The sequence below is a fragment of the Streptomyces beigongshangae genome (genome assembly GCF_019710745.1).
Taxonomy (GTDB): domain Bacteria; phylum Actinomycetota; class Actinomycetes; order Streptomycetales; family Streptomycetaceae; genus Streptomyces; species Streptomyces beigongshangae.
Genome location: NZ_JAHKJW010000001.1, coordinates 93,960 through 111,044, shown reverse-complemented (window position 1 = coordinate 111,044; position 17,085 = coordinate 93,960). Strand labels below are relative to the sequence as shown.

At 71.0% G+C, this 17,085-nt stretch carries 18 protein-coding genes; 8 read left to right on the top strand and 10 right to left on the bottom strand.

Annotated elements, in window-relative coordinates; all coding sequences use genetic code 11:
* Positions 1–202: 202 nt before the first annotated feature.
* Complete coding sequence (locus tag KM933_RS00495; protein WP_308013188.1) at positions 203–1,633, bottom strand: AfsR/SARP family transcriptional regulator; 1,431 nt, start codon at positions 1,631–1,633, stop codon at positions 203–205.
* 139 nt (positions 1,634–1,772) lie between these two features.
* Between KM933_RS00495 and KM933_RS00490 the strand changes: the two genes are divergently transcribed.
* Positions 1,773–2,651 (top strand): macro domain-containing protein, encoded by an 879-nt coding sequence (locus KM933_RS00490; protein WP_221347719.1) that lies wholly within the window; start codon positions 1,773–1,775, stop codon positions 2,649–2,651.
* 179 nt (positions 2,652–2,830) lie between these two features.
* On the opposite strand, the gene KM933_RS00485 is transcribed toward KM933_RS00490, so the two are convergent.
* The 3 genes from KM933_RS00485 to KM933_RS00475 are packed head-to-tail and all read right to left on the bottom strand — an operon-like array spanning position 2,831 to position 5,866.
* Positions 2,831–3,511, bottom strand: coding sequence for a TIR domain-containing protein (locus tag KM933_RS00485; RefSeq protein ID WP_221347718.1), 681 nt, complete (start codon positions 3,509–3,511; stop codon positions 2,831–2,833).
* Positions 3,508–5,133: a hypothetical protein gene (locus KM933_RS00480; protein WP_308013187.1), complete on the bottom strand. Its 1,626-nt coding sequence runs from the start codon at positions 5,131–5,133 to the stop codon at positions 3,508–3,510. Before KM933_RS00480 ends, KM933_RS00485 begins: the two co-directional genes overlap by 4 nt.
* Positions 5,134–5,188: 55 nt before the next feature.
* Positions 5,189–5,866 carry a hypothetical protein gene (locus KM933_RS00475; protein ID WP_260332838.1) on the bottom strand — a complete coding sequence of 226 codons (678 nt, stop codon included), beginning with the start codon at positions 5,864–5,866 and terminating at the stop codon, positions 5,189–5,191.
* 438 nt (positions 5,867–6,304) lie between these two features.
* On the opposite strand from KM933_RS00475, the gene msrA reads away from it, so the two are divergent.
* A complete protein-coding gene (gene msrA, locus KM933_RS00470; protein WP_221347717.1) occupies positions 6,305–6,817 on the top strand; it encodes a peptide-methionine (S)-S-oxide reductase MsrA in 513 nt (170 codons plus the stop codon).
* 178 nt (positions 6,818–6,995) lie between these two features.
* Here msrA and KM933_RS00465 read toward each other — a convergent pair whose 3' ends face one another.
* The gene (locus tag KM933_RS00465; protein WP_221347716.1) at positions 6,996–8,114 is read right to left on the bottom strand and encodes a hypothetical protein; all 1,119 of its coding nucleotides are present in this window, start codon (positions 8,112–8,114) and stop codon (positions 6,996–6,998) included.
* A 238-nt stretch (positions 8,115–8,352) separates the two neighbouring features.
* Here KM933_RS00465 and KM933_RS00460 point away from each other — a divergent pair, with 238 nt between their 5' ends.
* Positions 8,353–9,507: a cystathionine gamma-synthase gene (locus tag KM933_RS00460; protein WP_221347715.1), complete on the top strand. Its 1,155-nt coding sequence runs from the start codon at positions 8,353–8,355 to the stop codon at positions 9,505–9,507.
* Between the two features lie 30 nt (positions 9,508–9,537).
* Here the strand turns inward: KM933_RS00460 and KM933_RS38915 are convergent, their stop codons facing one another.
* The 3 genes from KM933_RS38915 to KM933_RS00450 form a co-directional block, all read right to left on the bottom strand.
* Positions 9,538–9,789 (bottom strand): hypothetical protein, encoded by a 252-nt coding sequence (locus KM933_RS38915; RefSeq protein ID WP_430727255.1) that lies wholly within the window; start codon positions 9,787–9,789, stop codon positions 9,538–9,540.
* Positions 9,786–10,295 carry a sigma factor-like helix-turn-helix DNA-binding protein gene (locus tag KM933_RS38910; RefSeq protein WP_308013186.1) on the bottom strand — a complete coding sequence of 170 codons (510 nt, stop codon included), beginning with the start codon at positions 10,293–10,295 and terminating at the stop codon, positions 9,786–9,788. The genes KM933_RS38915 and KM933_RS38910 overlap by 4 nt, the downstream gene beginning before the upstream one ends.
* A gap of 191 nt (positions 10,296–10,486) precedes the next feature.
* Positions 10,487–10,987 carry a MarR family winged helix-turn-helix transcriptional regulator gene (locus KM933_RS00450; RefSeq protein ID WP_221347871.1) on the bottom strand — a complete coding sequence of 167 codons (501 nt, stop codon included), beginning with the start codon at positions 10,985–10,987 and terminating at the stop codon, positions 10,487–10,489.
* Between the two features lie 162 nt (positions 10,988–11,149).
* On the opposite strand from KM933_RS00450, the gene ilvA reads away from it, so the two are divergent.
* From ilvA to KM933_RS00435, 3 genes are all read left to right on the top strand, one after another.
* The gene (gene ilvA, locus KM933_RS00445) at positions 11,150–12,379 is read left to right on the top strand and encodes a threonine ammonia-lyase (protein WP_221347714.1); all 1,230 of its coding nucleotides are present in this window, start codon (positions 11,150–11,152) and stop codon (positions 12,377–12,379) included.
* 229 nt (positions 12,380–12,608) lie between these two features.
* Positions 12,609–13,673 carry an ATP-binding cassette domain-containing protein gene (locus tag KM933_RS00440; protein ID WP_221347713.1) on the top strand — a complete coding sequence of 355 codons (1,065 nt, stop codon included), beginning with the start codon at positions 12,609–12,611 and terminating at the stop codon, positions 13,671–13,673.
* A complete protein-coding gene (locus tag KM933_RS00435) occupies positions 13,670–14,527 on the top strand; it encodes an ABC transporter permease (RefSeq protein WP_221347712.1) in 858 nt (285 codons plus the stop codon). The genes KM933_RS00440 and KM933_RS00435 overlap by 4 nt, the downstream gene beginning before the upstream one ends.
* 137 nt (positions 14,528–14,664) lie before the next feature.
* Here the strand turns inward: KM933_RS00435 and greA are convergent, their stop codons facing one another.
* Positions 14,665–15,165, bottom strand: coding sequence for a transcription elongation factor GreA (greA, locus tag KM933_RS00430; RefSeq protein WP_221347711.1), 501 nt, complete (start codon positions 15,163–15,165; stop codon positions 14,665–14,667).
* Between the two features lie 172 nt (positions 15,166–15,337).
* On the bottom strand, positions 15,338–15,730 hold the full coding sequence (locus KM933_RS00425; RefSeq protein ID WP_221347710.1) for a DUF4307 domain-containing protein: 393 nt from the start codon (positions 15,728–15,730) through the stop codon (positions 15,338–15,340).
* A 125-nt stretch (positions 15,731–15,855) separates the two neighbouring features.
* Here KM933_RS00425 and mca point away from each other — a divergent pair, with 125 nt between their 5' ends.
* Together mca and KM933_RS00415 are read left to right on the top strand one after the other, a co-directional pair.
* Positions 15,856–16,737: a mycothiol conjugate amidase Mca gene (mca, locus tag KM933_RS00420; RefSeq protein WP_221347709.1), complete on the top strand. Its 882-nt coding sequence runs from the start codon at positions 15,856–15,858 to the stop codon at positions 16,735–16,737.
* A complete protein-coding gene (locus KM933_RS00415; protein WP_221347708.1) occupies positions 16,730–16,972 on the top strand; it encodes a hypothetical protein in 243 nt (80 codons plus the stop codon). Before mca ends, KM933_RS00415 begins: the two co-directional genes overlap by 8 nt.
* Positions 16,973–17,085 lie beyond the last annotated feature (113 nt).

The window sequence follows — 17,085 nt, the reverse complement described above, 5'->3', positions numbered from 1 at the left end:
TCGGAACCGGATCGGAAGCGGACGGTGGCTACCCGCGGAAGCGCCGGCAGAGGTCCACTGGGGTCCGGTGGGGCCGGGCGGCCGTGGCGGGCCGAAGACCGGTGGACGACGCCGCGCGGGGGAGCCAGAGATGCGGAGAATTCCATCGGGTCGGGGGACGGACGCCGAGGACCGCCCGGTCCCACCTCCGGCCCGGGGCCGGTCACTCCGCCCGGTCCGGACCCCGACCGGGCTCCGCGCCCGGCACCAGGTCGTGGAAACGCTGCTCGACCGGCGTCAGGTCAGTCGTGGCCAGGTCCTCGGGGCGGACCACGACGCGCAGTTCGGGGGTGAGCGCGGGGTACCGGCGGCACGCGTCCATGAACGAGTCGACGATCAGGGCTATGAGCTGGCCGCGGTCCAGGTCGGTGACGCGGGCGAGGCCGGAACCGAGGAGGGGGAGGGCGACCGGTTTGAAGAGGCCGTGCACGGCCACCGACGCCCAGAGGCTGTCCAGGCTCGACCGCAGCTCCTCGTGACCCGACCTGGCCACCAGGTCGTTGCCGAGCCGCGAGTAGGCGGTGGCGAAGATCCGGCGGCCGTCGAGGGGGACGACGACGGTGGTGCCCACCGGGTAACGGACACGCCGACCGCGCGGCTTGGTCCGTGCGCTTTCGGTGCCGACGGCCCGTACGGTGCGCAGCCCCGCTCTCAGTTTTTCGTCCAGCAGGCGGCGGTCGCCCTTGAAGAGGCGGTCGACGAGCTGGCTCTGCACGCTGTCGCGGCTGATGACGATGTCCTCGTCGGTCTCCGTGTCGAAGGTGTCGGTGAAGCCGACCACGAGGTTGCAGTCCGCCTGCTCGAACAGGTCCCCGCGGACGAGGACCACGTCCGCCCGCTGACCCGGCAGGGGGACCCTGTGGCGGAGCAGTTCGGCACCGTGCCGTGCGCGGAGTGCGGCGCGCAGGGCGTCGAGGGTGCGCTCGGCTTCGAGGTCGTCGGGGTGGTCGCGGACGATCAGTTCCGCGACCGGCAGCGCCAGGTCGGGGCGTCCGAGGTCCGTCTGGACACGGACCAGTTCACGGCGGGCGGAGTCCTGCAGGGCGGTGAGCCGGCGGATGAGGAGGTCCGCGAACCTCTCGCCGTTGACCTCGGCCAGCGGCCGGCCGCGGATCAGGGTCAGCGCTTCGGTGAGCCGGTGGGCGGCGGTGGCCGGCGGGGCGAACAGGGCGGTGTTGACGACCGCCGTGAACCGCGCGCTGTCCAGCTCCTCGGGCCCCAGCACCAGGCGGTAGGCGGTTTCCGGGCCGTGCACGGTGACGTGCTGCTCGGTGAGCAGGACATGGGCGGCGCTGCCGTCCTGGGCGGGATCGAGGGCGCGCCGCAGCTCCAGGATGCGTTTCTGCACCTCGTTGCGATTGCGCTGGTCCACATGGCGTGGCTCGTCCGCCAGCCCCCATACGTCGCGGCGCAGTTGCCTCACGGGCACGGCCTCGCCCTCGGCGGCCACCAGACGGACCAGCAGGCGGGTGGTCAGCGGTGTGAGCCTGACAGGGACTCCGTCGACTTCGAGTTGGACCGGCCCGAGCACTTTCACCTGGATGTGCACCTGTCCACCGGCCACCCGCGTCGCCCCCGCCGCATCCTGCGTCACTCTGCGTCACTGAGAAGTGACCAGAAGATTATCATGTTGCCTCGGAGGAACGGTGCGTCCGGGTGATGCGCGCGGGCGGGGCCCGACAGGGGATCGGGGGGCATTTCGAATGCGTTTGCGGGCGCGACTCCGGGTGGTAATGCGATTTCTGCGCCTGTTCGGAACGTGGCGCGCCCGGCAGGTTTTCCTGCGCAATGCGGTGGTCGCTTTCGGCGGGATATCCGCGATCCTGCAGTTCGTCGGACAGTTCTTCCCGCGGAGTTTCCCCGATCCCGGCCTGGTCGTCGCGCTGTCGCTCACGGCCTGCCTGGTGTGGGGACTGGGACGGGCCCGGCCGGTGCTGCGGGTGGAGCAGACGTTCCGGCGGCCGGACATGAAGGTGGTGGTCGAGGCGGGCGATCTGTTCGACCAGTCGGCACATCTCGTCGTCGGGTTCTGCGACACCTTCGACACCGTGTCGGCCGGTGGAGCGGTCATCAATTCCGGGAGTGTGCAGGGGCAGTTGCTGCTCCGGCGCTACGACGGCGATGTGCAGCGCCTGGACGCCGAACTGGTCGCGGCGCTCGCCGGGACCGAGCCGGCCGCGCGGGAGGACCGGGACAGCAAACCGCTGGGCAAACTGGACCGGTATCCGGTCGGCACGGTGGCCGCCCTGGGCGCCCGGCCGGGCCTGGTGTTCGCCGTGGCGTACAGCCGCATCGGCAACGACTGCGTGGCCGCCTCCAGCGTGGAGGACCTCTGGTTCAGCCTCGGTCGTCTGTGGGACGCCGTGCACCGGCACGCCCAGCTGGAGCAGGTGGCGATGCCGTTGGTCGGGTCGGGTCTGTCCCGGCTCGACCACCTCGACCAGGACAGCCTGCTGCGGTTGATCCTGATGTCCTTCGTCGCGCGCTCCAGGGAGGGCGCGGTCTGCCGGGAGCTGCGGGTGCTGGTGCGGCCCGAGGATCTGGAGCACATCGACATGCGTGAGGTGGCGGCCTTCCTGGGCGGTCTCGCGGCAGGACTGGACCGTGCGTGAACGGGAGGAGCGGGACCGCAGGGCAACGGGACGGGCGGGACCGCAGGGCAACGGGACGGGCGGGACCGTAGGGCAACGGGACGGGCGGGACCGCAGGGCAACGGGACGGGCCGCAGGGGAAAGGAGCCCGCGGCCGGGGACCCGTCCCCCGACCCGCCGGCTTCCGCCGGCTCTCCGGTTCAGGCAAGACGCCGGTACGCGGCCAGGTTCCGGAAGTGCCGGGTCTCCCGCCACTCCGGCCGCGTGTCGTCCAGTTGGCAGCCGGCCAGCTTCAACCGCGCGACGATCTTCGCCAGGGAGCCCTCCGTGCCGTCGAACCTGATGACGTTGATGCCCGCGGTGTCGGCGACGTGCCGCAGCCGGCCGACCTCGACGATGACGGTTCGCTCGGGATAGGCCATCAGCACCATGCCCAGCTCGATCAGCACGTTCTGCCGGGGCTGGCCGGTGAGCTGGGTCTCGTCGTCCCGCTCGCGGTTGCCGAGCAGGTGCGGATGGAGCTTGGCCACGTCGTCCGGGGTGAGCAGGACCAGGGCCGCCTGCGCCTGCGCCGGTGCGTTCATGACCACTTCGCCGAGGAAGGGCGCGGTCCTGCCGGTGGCCCGCACGAGCTCCTCCCACTCCAGCGGACGCAGGTCGAGCCGTCGCAGCAGCCCGAACATCGCCCGCCGCACCTCCTCGTCCCGGCCGTGCACGACGAAGACACTGCGGCTGCGCCCGTGTTCGGCGGACGCTTCCCCGGACGTCCGCGGTTCGGCCGCGGGGGCCTCCGGCGCGGCGTGGTAGTTGTAGCCGAACTGCCGGTTGTCCCCGCCGAGGACGATCTGGCTGTTGGCTCCGAACGTGTGGCTCTCGCTCATGACGACTGCGCTCCTCGGCTGCCGGACGGGCCGGAGCCCCCCGAGTGGTGGTTGTATCCGAAGTTCTCGTTGTGCCCGCCGAAGACAGCCTGGGTGTTGTCCCCGAAAAGGATGTTGGTCTGCGCACGGTCGTGGTCGGCGAGATCCACGTGGTGCTCACGCAGGAACAAACGGATGTTGTGGAGCAGACGGCGCTCGACGATCTGCATGTACTTCCGGGCGTCGGACTTCTGGAAGAAATGGTGGAAGGTGTCGCTGGTGGCCATTTCCCGGACGCTCGTCAACGCGCCGCAGTCGGCCGTCTCGTTGGTGTAGCGGCCCAGACGGAATTCGCTGTTGTCGACCGCGTCCGCGCTTTCGGCGATGAATCCGGCGTAGGACCGACCGGCCGGCCGGGGGCGCACCACCCGACGCACCGACCGCGGCAGGAGGTGCTCGGGAAGCAGGCGCAGCGGCCACAGCGACAGTGCCAGGGCCAGGTGCGGCACCACCTTGACCATGTCCCACGCGACCCGCAGGGCCAGGCGGCCGTCGAAGGTGTCGGGCAGCAGGTCGACGAGGTGGAACTCCTGCACCAGCGGTCCGAGGGCATAGGTGTGGAATTCGGTGTGCAGGGTGTCGCCCTTGAGGTCGAACCCGACGAACATCGATGTCACCAGTTCCTCGTTCCAGGAGCTGACGCGCACGCACAGGTACTCGCGGGCCGAGTCGTAGTCCTCCCGCCAGTGGATGCCCGGGAGATCGTCCGTACCGGGCAACCGGGACCAGCCCGCGGCCAATGTCCGGTCGTTCGTGCGTACCGCCGTGGTGTAGCGGCGCTGCTCGACGGTCAGTCCTTCGACGCGTTCGTCGTGGCGGGCCTCGTCCCGCAGCTCCGCGGCCATCCGGGTGGCGACGTACGTGGTGATGTCGTGAACGGTGAACGGCAGGACGGGCCTGCGCTCCACGTCGTCCAGGGCGGGCCCGGTCCCGTCCCCGTCCCCGTCGAAGTGTCGCCGTGCGGCGATGCGGTCCTTGGGGGCGCCGAGCAGCAGTTGGGCGTTCGACCAGTCACGCAGGGGTTCACCGGCACCGACGAAGGGCTGGAAGCCGCCGTAGAAGACGAGGCCGGTGTGGGCGGACTGCTCGTGGTCGATCTTGTCGATCAGGGCGTCGGTGAGTTTGCCGCAGGCGGGATAGGAACCGTCGAAACCGCCGTCGGGCCGGGTCCCCTTCAGCCGGGTCATCAGGGTGTGCAGGGTGACGAGACGACGCAGGTAGGCCGCGCCCCACAGCACCCAGCACAGGAGCTGCACGGCGATGAAGGAACCCAGCGAACCCCTGGCCGTCAGCAGCAGGAGCACGACCGCCGAGCCGGCCGCCACGCTCCATTGGATGCGGCGGAGCCGGCGTGCCGCGAGAGCGTGCGCGAGGACCGACACGGCGTCGTAGCCGTACGACGGCGCGACCACCCTGAAGCGCTTCGTGAGCAGTTCCCGGATGACGGCCCGGCGGTAGCCGGGATCGAGGTAGGTGCCCGCGGACAGCAGACGGGTGGCCTTGGTCCGCGCGTATGCGCGGGTGATCCGCGGCGCCCCGGGTGGGCGGCCGTGGCGATGGGGATGCAGCGCCTGTGTGCTCACGATGGTTCGGTGCTCCGCTCGTGTCGGCGTGCCCGGTCCGGGCACGCCCGGCCGGTCAGGTGATCGGGGTTGCCTTGCCGCCGGTGATCTCACCGTTCCGGACGGTGTAGGTGGCCTCGTACGACTGCGACGTACCGTCCGTCTCCAGGGCATCGAGGACCAGCCGCACGACGGCTCCCTCCACGGACACGATGTCGATGGTGTCCCGTTCGGTGGTGGCGTAGCCCGCGGCGAAGGACTGGTAGTCGGGCTGCAGGTTCTTTCCGCCCAGGCGCCAGGCGGTCCGGTAGTCGCGGTCGTTGATCGCCGCGAAGTAGGCGGTGACGACCTCTGCCGGCCCTGCCCCCGCGGTACCGGTCGCGGTGGCTTCGTCCGACGGGAAGGACGGGGAGGCCGGGGAGGACGGAGGGCCGGTCGCGGTGGCCGTTCCCTCGGTGCCGTACGTGTCCGGTGCGGAAGGCCCGACGTACGTGTCCGACTCGGAGGGCTCGCCGTACGTGTCCGGTACGGAGGGTTCCCCGTACGGCTCCGTCGGCCACGCCGGCCCCTGCGCTCCGTCGTCGGTCGGGTCGGAGCCGCCGACCAGGCCCAGGAGCAGGACGAGCAGGAGGGGCACCCCGATGACGGTGAGCCCCCAGGTGCGGGCGGCGCCGGGCGGCGGTATCAGCCCGCCGGTGCGGTAGTGCGCCGGCGGGTCCGGCGCGGCGGACGGCGGCTGTCCGAGGTCGTTCATGGAGCACTCCAACGGTCACGACAGTGCGCTGACTCGCCCGTCCCGGCTGCCGGCACGGCCGTCGGCGCCCACGGGGATCCGTCTGTCGGCCGGCCTGCGCACGGTACGGACGAGTCGACATGAGCGAGCACGCGGAAAGAGCGGAGAGAACGGAAAGAGCGGAGAGAACGGAAAGACTGGTTGACGCCTGTGATGTCACCAGCCCCGTCACTTCCGCCGCCAGGGCCGATCCGCTTCCGATCCGCTTCCGGGCCGTCCGGGGCCGCTGCCCGGCCGCCGGTCCCGTGTCCGCCGGCCCGCCCCTGGTCCTGCCCCGACCGGCGCGGGCGGAATCGGTCGGGTCCCTCATGTGTTGAGGGGATGTGGGTCAGGGGCGACGGTGATGTGTGAGCCGAGCAGCCCGGCCCGATCGAGCTGACAGGAATTGGAGGGGCCGTAATGGCTGCGCAGACGCAGAGGGCCGTGCTGGCGGGCGGATGCTTCTGGGGCATGGAGGATCTGATCCGCCGGCTCCCGGGCGTGACGGCGACCCGGGTCGGGTACACCGGGGGTGACGTGCCGAACGCGACGTACCGCAACCACGGCACGCACGCGGAGGCCATCGAGATCCTCTTCGACCCCGAGGCGACCGACTACCGGGCGATTCTGGAGTTCTTCTTCCAGATCCACGACCCGAGCACCAAGAACCGTCAGGGCAACGACATCGGCCTCAGCTACCGCTCGGCGATCTACTACGTGGACGACGAGCAGAAGCGGATCGCCGAGGACACGATCGCGGACGTGGACGCCTCCGGACTGTGGCCCGGCAAGGTCGTCACCGAGGTGGAGCCGGTCGGCCCCTTCTGGGAGGCCGAGCCCGAGCACCAGGACTACCTGCAGCGCTACCCGGACGGCTACACCTGCCACTTCCCGCGCCCGGGATGGCGGCTGCCCGCCCGCACGGAGGGCTGAGTCCGGGCACGGGGCGGCCCGGCGGGCGGGGCAGGGGGAAGGCCACCGGCCGACGCCCTGTCCCGCAGCCGGGCCGCCCCACGCTCATGTCCGCGCCTGCCGGGACGGTGACGGCCCGGCCGCCGGGGTTCCGCTCCGCTCGGTGGGGGGTCTCGCACCCAGACCTCGGTGCGACGCCTCAGTGCGACAGCGTCGCCGGGCTTCCCCCGTTCGCCTCGTACCCCGCCACCGCCAGCGCTCTGTACACCGCGTAGTCCGCCGCCGGGTCCGAGGTCAGCGTCCAGGGCAGGGCGCCCACGTGGCCGTCCACGTGCACCAGCTGGCTCATCGCCTCCGACCAGCGCTCGCCGCGGACCAGGAAGAACACCAGCAGGTGGCGGACGTGCGCGAGCATCGGGTCGTCGGCGCGGGCCGAGTGGACCGCGTACAGCGCGCCGTGGACCGCCTTGGTCACGACCTCGCTCTGGTAGAAGCCACTGACGAGGTTCACCTCGGGCAGGTGCTCGAAGACCGCGAACAGCGGCATCGCCGCGAGGAGGGAGCCCCGCGGGGCACGCGCCGCGGCCGCCTCCGCGAACGAGTAGGCCGTCTCCCGTGAACCGTGCCACTTCTCGCACCAGTAGTGCAGCGCCGCCAGATGCGCCCCCATGTGGGCCGGCGCCCGGTCCAGGATCTTCAGCCAGAGCTTCTCGAACTCCGGCTGGGAGTAGGCGAGCCCACGGGCCACCGAGAGCTCGATGATGTACGGGACCGGGTCACCCGGAGCCAGCAGCGCGGCGTCCCCGCACGCCGCCCGCGCCTCCTCCATGATGATCCGGAACTCGTCCGTCCCCGGTGACGACGTACGCCACGCCTGCTGCACCAGGAACTCCGCGTGCACCGCGGCCCCGCCCGCGTCCTTCGCCTGCTCGGCCCGCCACACCCGCAGCCACTGCCCGCCCGGGCTGTCGCTCAGCCCGCCGGGGCGCTGCTGCAGCTCCAGCGACGCGGCACCCGCGAAGGCCTGGACGCGCTGCCAGCGGCGCTCGCCCTCCGTCTCCGTGCCGGCGAGCAGCTGTGCCGCCGCGCGGTAGTCCTGGCTGCGCTGCACCAGGTCGAGGACCTCCAGCAGGTCCTGGTCGGGACCGGGCATGCGGATGTCCAGCTCCTCCTGACGCAGGAAGCCGTAGTTCGCCGGGTCGGCGGCGTCCGGGTCACCGGGGGCGACCTGCTGGATGCCGGCACGCCTGCGCATCATGATTGGCCCCAGGGCGAACCCGATCATGAGCAGTGCCATCAGGACCCAGAGAATCTCCATGCCACAAGCGAACCAGACGGGCCCGACAATTGGCCAACCAGGTGCGTGATCCTGTGGAAAACCTCGCGGCGGACCACAGGAGGACCGCAGGAGGACCGGAGAGAGGCCGGAGAGAGGACCAGGGAGGGCCCGAGGGGGGACCGCGGAGAGGATCCGGCGCGCGCCTCCGGCCGGTCGCTTCGGGAGGGCGGGGGCATCGGGCGTCATGAAGCCCGCGGGCGCACTACCCTCGGTGCCCATGAGCGACAGGCACATCAGCCAGCACTTCGAAACCCTGGCGATCCACGCGGGCAACACCGCCGATCCCCTCACCGGCGCGGTCGTCCCGCCGATCTACCAGGTCTCGACCTACAAGCAGGACGGCGTCGGCGGTCTGCGGGGCGGTTACGAGTACAGCCGCAGCGCCAACCCGACCAGGACCGCCCTGGAGGAGAACCTCGCGGCCCTGGAGGGCGGCCGCCGCGGGCTCGCGTTCGCGTCCGGACTGGCGGCCGAGGACTGCCTGCTGCGTACGCTGCTCAGCCCCGGCGACCACGTGGTCATCCCCAACGACGCGTACGGCGGTACGTTCCGCCTCTTCGCGAAGGTCGTCTCGCGGTGGGGGGTCGAGTGGTCGGTCGCCGACACCAGCGATCCCGCGGCCGTACGGGACGCCCTCACCCCCAGGACCAAGGCCGTGTGGGTGGAGACCCCCTCCAACCCGCTGCTCGGCATCACCGACATCGCCGCGCTCTCGCACGTCGCGCGCGAGGCCGGCGCCAGGCTGGTCGTCGACAACACCTTCGCCAGCCCCTACCTCCAGCAGCCCCTCACCCTCGGCGCGGACGTCGTCGTGCACTCGCTGACCAAGTACATGGGCGGCCACTCCGACGTCGTCGGCGGCGCGCTCGTGGTCGGCGACCAGGAACTCGGCGAGGAGCTCGCCTACCACCAGAACGCGATGGGCGCGGTGGCCGGCCCGATGGACGCCTGGCTGGTGCTGCGCGGCATCAAGACGCTCGCCGTCCGCATGGACCGGCACAGCGAGAACGCCACCAGGGTCGCCGAGATGCTCTCCCGGCACGCGCGCGTGACGCGCGTCCTGTACCCGGGTCTGCCGGAGCACCCCGGTCACGAGACCGCCGCCAAGCAGATGAAGGCGTTCGGCGGCATGGTCTCCTTCCAGGTCGAGGGCGGTGAGGAGGCGGCCGTCGAGGTCTGCAACCGCGCCCGGGTGTTCACCCTGGGCGAGTCCCTGGGCGGCGTCGAGTCCCTGATCGAGCACCCGGGGCGCATGACGCACGCGTCCGTCGCCGGCTCCCTCCTGGAGGTCCCCGCCGATCTCGTACGCCTCTCCGTGGGCATCGAGAACGCCGACGACCTCCTGGAGGACCTCAAGCAGGCCCTGGGATAAGCGGCACGGTCACCGGTCCCGGCCGCCGCCTCACCAGCCGGTCAGCGGTGGGGTCGTCTCCGACGGCGGCTCCACCCACGGCCGGACGGTCGCCATCCACACCACGAGGGCGACGGCCGCCGCGAGCAGCAGCAGCCACACCAGCCGCCGGGCGGCCGTCCGGCGGCGCAGCATCCGCCCGCCCCTGCGCACCGCCTCCGCGCAGAGGTCCGGCGGCAGGGACGGCTGCGGCTCCTCCAGGATGCGCCGCACATCGGCCTCCCTGCGGCTCATCGGACTCATGACGGCGCCGCCTTCACGACCGGCGCGGCGGTCTCGCGCGGCGGGTGCAGCAGTGTGGCCATGGCACGGGCGCAGATCACCCGTACGCGCTCGGTGGGCAGCCCCAGCAGCGCCGCGGTCTGCTCCTCGGCGACCCCCTCGTACATCCGCAGCACGAGGATCAGCCGTTCCCGGGGCGTGAGGCAGTGCAGGGCGTTGCCGGGCACGGAACGGCCGCGCGGGTGCGTACGGCCGGGGCCGCCGTGCCGGTGCCACGCCCCGCGCGCGAAGCGCACGGCCAGGTACTGCCGGGTCCGGTCGTAGGGGTCCTCGCCGTGCAGCCGGTCCCAGGTGGCGTACGTACGGGCCAGGGCCGCCGTGAGCAGGCGCCGCGCGCGCGGGTTGCCGTCCGGGGGCTCCGCGGTGAGCAGTGTGGCGGTATGCATCAGCCGCCCTCCCGCGCCCGCGACGAACGCCTCGAACTCCCGGGCGCGGCGGGCGTTCCGGGACGCCTGCCGCTCTCGCACCGCGCCTCCAGACGGTGGGCAACCGGGTCCTGGGGACGTACGCCGAGGACAGCCGCGTACCTCGGGACCCGGTCTCATCTGAGGCCAGGCGCGGGCCCCTGGTCAAGAGGCCGGTACGGGACGGTGCGTCGGGGCCGGTACGGGACGGTGCGTCGGGGCCGCGGTGGGGCACGCGCGCGCGTGCGGTCCGTTCAGGAGGATGCCGGGGCCTCCGCCGAGGGCGACGCGGCCATCCGGGTGGAGAGCGCGACGTTGAAGCGGGTGAGCAGCGCGCAGAAGGACTCACGCTCCTCGGGCGTCCACTCCTCGGTCAGATCCGCCATCAACTGCCGCCTGGACGACCGCACTTCCTCCAGCCGGGAGAGTCCGCGCGGGGACAGCTGGAGTACCACGGCGCGCCCGTCCTCCGGATGGGAGGTGCGCTTGACGAGGCCGGTGTCGACCAGCGGGGCGACCTGCCGGGTCACCGTCGACGAGTCGATCCCCATGCTCGCGGCGAGTGCCTTGACGCCCATCGGCCCCTCCTTGTCGAGGCGGTTGAGCAGCAGGTACGCGGCGCGGTCCATCGAGTTGCGCACCTGGCCGACCCCGCCGAGCCGGGTCTGTTCGGCACGGCGCGCGAACACCGCGACCTCGTGCTGCAGCGTTTCGAGAAGACCGGTGTCACCGACGGTCGTCATGTCCATCGACATTCCAGGTGTTGTGGGCATGGCCGGGGGCTCTATTCATGCGTGGGGCTGGGTTGGGGGACAGAGTACGCGGACGGAGGGCGGGTCGTACGGGCGCTTCGGAAACCGGTCTCGGACGGTGGTCACGACCGGTGCGGCTCGGTGCGAACTGCGAGACTCGGACTCATGAGCTATCGCACGGCCGACTTCTCACCGCTGGTGACCCTCGACGACGTGCGCGGCGCACAGAAGATGCTCTCGGGCGTGGCACGGACGACCGCCATGGAGGGCAGCAGGCACCTGTCACGGCTGGTGGGCGCGCCGGTCCACCTCAAGTGCGAGAACCTCCAGCGCACGGGTTCGTTCAAACTGCGCGGCGCGTACGTGCGGATCGCCGGGCTCCTTCCCGAGGAGCGGGCCGCCGGGGTGGTCGCGGCCAGCGCGGGCAACCACGCGCAGGGCGTCGCCCTCGCCTCCTCGCTGCTCGGTGTGCGCTCCACGGTGTTCATGCCGTCGGGCGCCCCGCTGCCGAAGGTCGCGGCGACCCGGCACTACGGCGCCGAGGTCCGCTCGTACGGCACGGTGGTGGACGAGACGCTCGCCGCCGCGCAGGAGTACGCGGCCGAGACGGGCGCCGTCTTCATCCACCCCTTCGACCACCCGGACATCATCGCCGGGCAGGGCACCGTCGGACTGGAGATCCTGGAACAGTGCCCCGAGGTGCGCACGGTCGTCGTGGGGATCGGCGGCGGCGGTCTCGCCGCGGGCATCGCGGTCGCGGTGAAGTCGCTGCGGCCGGACGTGCGGATCGTGGGTGTGCAGGCGGCGGGCGCGGCCGCCTACCCCGCCTCCCTCGCGGCCGGGCGCCCGGTGTCGGTCGGGAACCCGGTGACGATGGCCGACGGGATCAGGGTCGGGCGGCCGGGGGACGTGCCGTTCCGGATCATCGGCGAACTGGTGGACGAGGTCCGCACGGTCTCCGAGGACGCGCTGTCCAGCGCGCTGCTGCTCTGTCTGGAGCGGGCCAAACTGGTCGTCGAGCCGGCCGGCGCGAGCCCGGTCGCGGCGCTCATGAGCGAGCCGGACGCCTTCGAGGGCCCGGTCGTCGCGCTGCTGTCGGGCGGGAACGTCGACCCGCTGCTGATGCAGCGCATCCTGCGCCACGGCATGGCCGCGAACGGCCGCTACCTCACGGTCACGCTGCGGCTGCCGGACCGGCCCGGCGCCCTGGCCACGCTTCTCGGGGTGTTGTCAGTGGTGGATGCCAATGTCCTCGATGTGAGTCACGTACGGACCGATCCGCGGCTGGGGCTCACGGAGGTGGAGGTCGAACTGCACCTGGAGACGAAGGGGCCCGAGCACTGCGCCGAGGTCAACTCGGCGCTGCGGCAGGCGGGTTACACGGTCATCGACTGAGACCGGCCGGCGTCGGGGCGGAGCCCGGGCGGCATCCGGGCGGCATCCGGTCGGAGGGACGAGTGCGGAAAACCGCTTGAGAGGACGCGATACATCGCGTTATGGTGTGTCTCTCGTCACGGCTGTCGAGGGCGGCTGCTTTATTTGCTCGCCGGGCGGCGCAAAGCGGACGAAAATGATTTCTCACTTATTCCTTTCCACGCGATCCCCAACCACTTGGGAGACTCACATGCCAGGCGCCATCTACGCCGAAGGCCTGGTGAAGACCTTCGGCAACGTAAGGGCTCTGGACGGCGTCGATCTCGATGTCCCGGAGGGCACGGTCCTCGGCCTCCTCGGGCCGAACGGAGCGGGCAAGACCACCGCGGTCCGCTGCCTCACCACCCTGCTCCGGCCCGACAGCGGCAAGGCGGTCGTCGCGGGCATCGACGTACTCAGGAACCCGAACGAGGTACGGCGCTCGATCGGCCTGTCCGGCCAGTTCGCAGCCGTCGACGAGTATCTGACGGGCCGCGAGAACCTCCACATGGTCGGCCAGCTCTACCAGATGAGGGCGAAGCAGGCGAAGGCCCGCGCGGTCGAGCTGCTGGAGCAGTTCAACCTCACCGAGGCCGCCGACCGCACGACGAAGACGTACTCCGGAGGCATGCGCCGCCGGCTCGACCTCGCGGCGGCGCTCGTCGTCTCCCCGCCGGTCATGTTCATGGACGAGCCGACGACCGGCCTCGACCCGCGCAACCGCCAGCAGCTGTGGGAGGTCATCAAGCAGCTGGTCTCGGGCGGTACGACGCTGCTGCTCACCACCCAGTACCTGGAGGAGGCCGACCACCTCGCGCACGACATCTGCGTCGTGGACCACGGCAAGGTCATCGCGCGCGGCACCTCCGACCAGCTCAAGGCCCGCACCGGTGGCGAGCGCGTGGAGGTCGTGGTGCAGGAGCGCGAGCACATCGCGACCGCCGGGGAGGTCCTGCGGGGCTTCGGGAAGGGGGAGACCACCGTCGAGGAGCACACACGCAGGCTCACCGTGCCCGTCACCGGCGGGGCGAAGCTCCTGGCGGAGGTCATCCGCGAGCTGGACACCCGCGGTATCGGGATCGACGACATAGGACTGCGCCGCCCCACCCTCGACGACGTCTTCCTGTCCCTGACGGGACACCTCGCCGAGCAGAGGGACGAGGAGAGCGGCGAGAGCGGCGAGAGCGGCGAGAACGGCAAGAACGGCAAGAACGCGGAGAACGGCGGGACCGCCGCCACCAAGGGCCAGAAGCGCAAGAAGGAGGACGCCAAGTGAGCGCCGTGACCGACACCGCGCGGGCCGTGGTTCCGGGGGGCTCCTTCGGGCAGTCCGTCCGGGACTCCCTGGTCGTCGCCAAGCGGAACCTGATCCGCATGACCCGGATCCCGGAGATGGTCCTGTTCGGGATCATCCAGCCGGTGATGTTCGTGGTGCTGTTCACCTACGTCTTCGGCGGCTCGATGCAGATCGGGGACAGTACCGACCCGGGTGTCTACAAGGACTTCTTAATGGCGGGCATCTTCGCGCAGACCGTCACGTTCGCCACCGCGGGATCGGCCGCCGGCATCGCGGACGACATGCAGAAAGGGCTCGTCGACCGGTTCCGCTCCCTGCCGATGGCCCGGGGCGCGGTGCTGACCGGCCGTACCGTCGCGGACCTCGTGCAGACCTCGATCACCCTGCTCGTCCTCGCGGCCGTCGCGCTGATCGTGGGCTGGCGCACCGGTTCCGCGGCCCCGAGCAACGCCGGGGAGATACTCGCCGGCTTCGGCCTGCTGCTCCTGCTGGGGTACGCCTTCACCTGGATCGGAGCCCTGATCGGCCTGTCCGTGCGCACCCCCGAGGCGGCGACCTCGGGCGGGCTCATCTGGCTCTTCCCGGTGACGTTCGTCTCGAACGCCTTCGTGGACTCCAGCCAGATGACCCCCTGGCTGCGGCACATAGCCGAGTGGAACCCCTTCAGCGCCACGGTGCAGGCGTGCCGTGAGCTGTTCGGCAACCCCGGTGTCGTGCAGTCCGACGCCTGGCCCATGCAGCATCCCGTCTGGGCCTCGGTGATCTGGTCCGTGCTGATCATCGCCGTCTTCCGGACCCTGGCCGTACGCAAGTACCGGCAGGCGGACGGCTGATCACACTGCTTCGCGGCCCGGGGTGCACGGGATCCAGGTGCATGGGCCTGTGATGCACGGGCCCCCGGTGCCCGCTCCCGGTGCTCCGCCCCCGGTGCGGGCACCGGGGGCTCGGCCGGGACGATGCGGCGGGTGGGTTACGCGGCGGCGTACGGCTTGGCCGCGAGGACCTTCACCGTCGCGAGCTTGCCGTTCGGCAGCTCGTACTGGGCGTCCTCGCCGATCTTCTTGCCGTTCACGCCGGAGCCCAGCGGGGACTGCGGCGAGTACGTCTCGACGTCGGAGCTCGCGTATTCGCGCGAGGCGAGCAGGAACGTGAGCGTGTCGTCCTCGTCGCCGTCGAAGGCGATGGTCACGACCATGCCGGGCGCCACCTCGCCGTCGGCCGCCGGAGCCTCGCCCACCTTGGCGTTCTCCAGGAGCTGGGTCAGCTGGCGCACCCGGAGTTCCTGCTTGCCCTGCTCCTCCTTGGCGGCGTGGTACCCGCCGTTCTCCCGCAGGTCGCCCTCCTCGCGCGCGGCCGCGATCTTGGCTGCGATCTCCGTGCGCGCAGGACCAGACAGGTGCTCCAGCTCGGCCTTGAGCTGGTTGTACGCCTCCTGGGTCAGCCAGGTGACGTTCTCGCTGGTCTGGGTCACAGGTGCTCCTCGTAGGTACTGGGAATACAAAGCATCGCCCTACCCAGAAGAATGTTCCTTCTCGGGTGGGCGAAACCACGAGCCTAACAATTCACGAGCCGCAGGGGGAGGACATAAGCCATCAGATTCCCGTAAACGCAGCTCGCCCGGTGGCGACGCGGACGGCGGCCGGTCAGTCCGCGTGGCAGCCGAGCAGCTCGGCGGTGGTGCCGGGAGCCGTCGTGCGGAGCGTGAGGACCTGGTCGACACGGGACGCGTCCTGGTCGAAGCGGAAGTCCGCGCGGCCCACCTCGGCGCCGTCCTCGGCCTGGGAGCGGACCGTGCAGTAGCCGGTCACCCCCGCGTCCTTGCGGACCTCCAGGTGGACCTCCACCGCGGAGTCCGAGACGTCGAAGCTGATGACCTCGGCGCTGATCTTGTTGCCGCCCACGTAGTGGACGGCGAAGTAGCCGACCAGGACGAGCAGGGCGACGCCGAGCACGGAACCGATGATCTTGAGCTTGCGGTCGGCGCGTTCGTCCGCGGAGCGGCCGTACCGGCCGTCGGGCAACTGCACCGTACTCATGATCGTCCTCTCCGGTGCGGGCGTTCGGGGCCGGGGCCCGGAATTTTTCGCCCGCTCATTCGGTCACTATAGAAGCGCCGATCGCGCCGTTTCACACCGGGCGCCGACTTACTGAGGATTGAGTCTTGACTGACCAGCTGCGACTGATGGCCGTGCACGCCCACCCCGACGACGAGTCGTCGAAGGGCGCGGCCACCATGGCGAAGTACGTGTCCGAGGGGGTGGACGTGCTGGTCGTGACCTGCACGGGCGGGGAGCGCGGCTCCATCCTCAACCCCAAGCTGCAGGGTGACAAGTACGTCGAGGAGCACATCCACGAGGTGCGCAAGAAGGAGATGGACGAGGCCCGCGACATCCTCGGCGTCAAGCAGGAGTGGCTCGGCTTCGTGGACTCGGGCCTGCCCGAGGGCGACCCGCTGCCGCCGCTGCCCGAGGGCTGCTTCGCGCTGGAGGACGTCGACAAGGCCGCGGGCGAGCTCGTCCGCAAGATCCGCTCCTTCCGTCCGCAGGTGATCACCACCTACGACGAGAACGGCGGCTATCCGCACCCCGACCACATCATGACCCACAAGATCTCGATGGTGGCGTTCGACGGGGCGGCCGACACCGAGAAGTACCCGGAGCCGGAGTTCGGCCCCGCCTTCGCACCGCAGAAGCTCTACTACAACCAGGGCTTCAACCGCCCGCGCACCGAGGCGCTGCACCAGGCCCTGCTGGACCGGGGCATGGAGTCGCCGTACGGGGACTGGCTCAAGCGGTGGGACGAGTTCGAGCGCGCCGAGCGCACGCTGACGACGCACGTCCCCTGCGCGGAGTTCTACGAGATCCGCGACAAGGCCCTCATCGCGCACGCCACGCAGATCGACCCCGACGGGGGCTGGTTCCGGGTTCCGCTGGACCTCCAGAAGGAGGTCTGGCCGACCGAGGAGTACGAGCTCGCGAAGTCCCTCGTCGACACCTCCCTCCCCGAGGACGACCTCTTCGCGGGCATCCGCGACAATGCCTGACATGAGCGCAAGCCTGGCACTGACGCACCTCGTCCCCCTCGCCAAGGAGGTCGACGAGAACAAGGTCACCCCCGGTGTCCTCGGCTTCATCGTCTTCGCGGTGATGGCCCTGGCGGTCTGGGGCCTGATGAAGTCCATGAACCGGCACATGGGGAAGGTCGACTTCCAGGAGGACGCCGACCCGAAGGCGGCCTCCGACGGCAGGGCGGCGGCCGGCCCCGGGGCGAAGGCGTAGCCCGCCGCCCGCCCGCCCGCCCGCCGAGGGCCGTGCGGCGGAGGACCGGGAACCGGCGGAGGACCGGGAAGGGCGGGGACCGGGCACCGGGCGTGACCGGGCCGCGGCCCGGT

Excerpts from the sequence above, each read along its gene's own strand:
- KM933_RS00490 (WP_221347719.1), top strand. The coding sequence starts at position 1,773 with ATGCGATTTCTGCGCCTGTTCGGAACGTGGCGCGCCCGGCAGGTTTTC.
- KM933_RS00485 (WP_221347718.1), bottom strand. The coding sequence starts at position 3,511 with ATGAGCGAGAGCCACACGTTCGGAGCCAACAGCCAGATCGTCCTCGGC.
- KM933_RS00475 (WP_260332838.1), bottom strand. The coding sequence starts at position 5,866 with ATGAACGACCTCGGACAGCCGCCGTCCGCCGCGCCGGACCCGCCGGCG.
- msrA (WP_221347717.1), top strand. The coding sequence starts at position 6,305 with ATGGCTGCGCAGACGCAGAGGGCCGTGCTGGCGGGCGGATGCTTCTGG.
- KM933_RS00465 (WP_221347716.1), bottom strand. The coding sequence starts at position 8,114 with ATGGAGATTCTCTGGGTCCTGATGGCACTGCTCATGATCGGGTTCGCC.
- KM933_RS00460 (WP_221347715.1), top strand. The coding sequence starts at position 8,353 with ATGAGCGACAGGCACATCAGCCAGCACTTCGAAACCCTGGCGATCCAC.
- KM933_RS38915 (WP_430727255.1), bottom strand. The coding sequence starts at position 9,789 with ATGAGTCCGATGAGCCGCAGGGAGGCCGATGTGCGGCGCATCCTGGAG.
- KM933_RS00450 (WP_221347871.1), bottom strand. The coding sequence starts at position 10,987 with ATGTCGATGGACATGACGACCGTCGGTGACACCGGTCTTCTCGAAACG.
- ilvA (WP_221347714.1), top strand. The coding sequence starts at position 11,150 with ATGAGCTATCGCACGGCCGACTTCTCACCGCTGGTGACCCTCGACGAC.
- KM933_RS00440 (WP_221347713.1), top strand. The coding sequence starts at position 12,609 with ATGCCAGGCGCCATCTACGCCGAAGGCCTGGTGAAGACCTTCGGCAAC.
- KM933_RS00425 (WP_221347710.1), bottom strand. The coding sequence starts at position 15,730 with ATGAGTACGGTGCAGTTGCCCGACGGCCGGTACGGCCGCTCCGCGGAC.
- KM933_RS00415 (WP_221347708.1), top strand. The coding sequence starts at position 16,730 with ATGCCTGACATGAGCGCAAGCCTGGCACTGACGCACCTCGTCCCCCTC.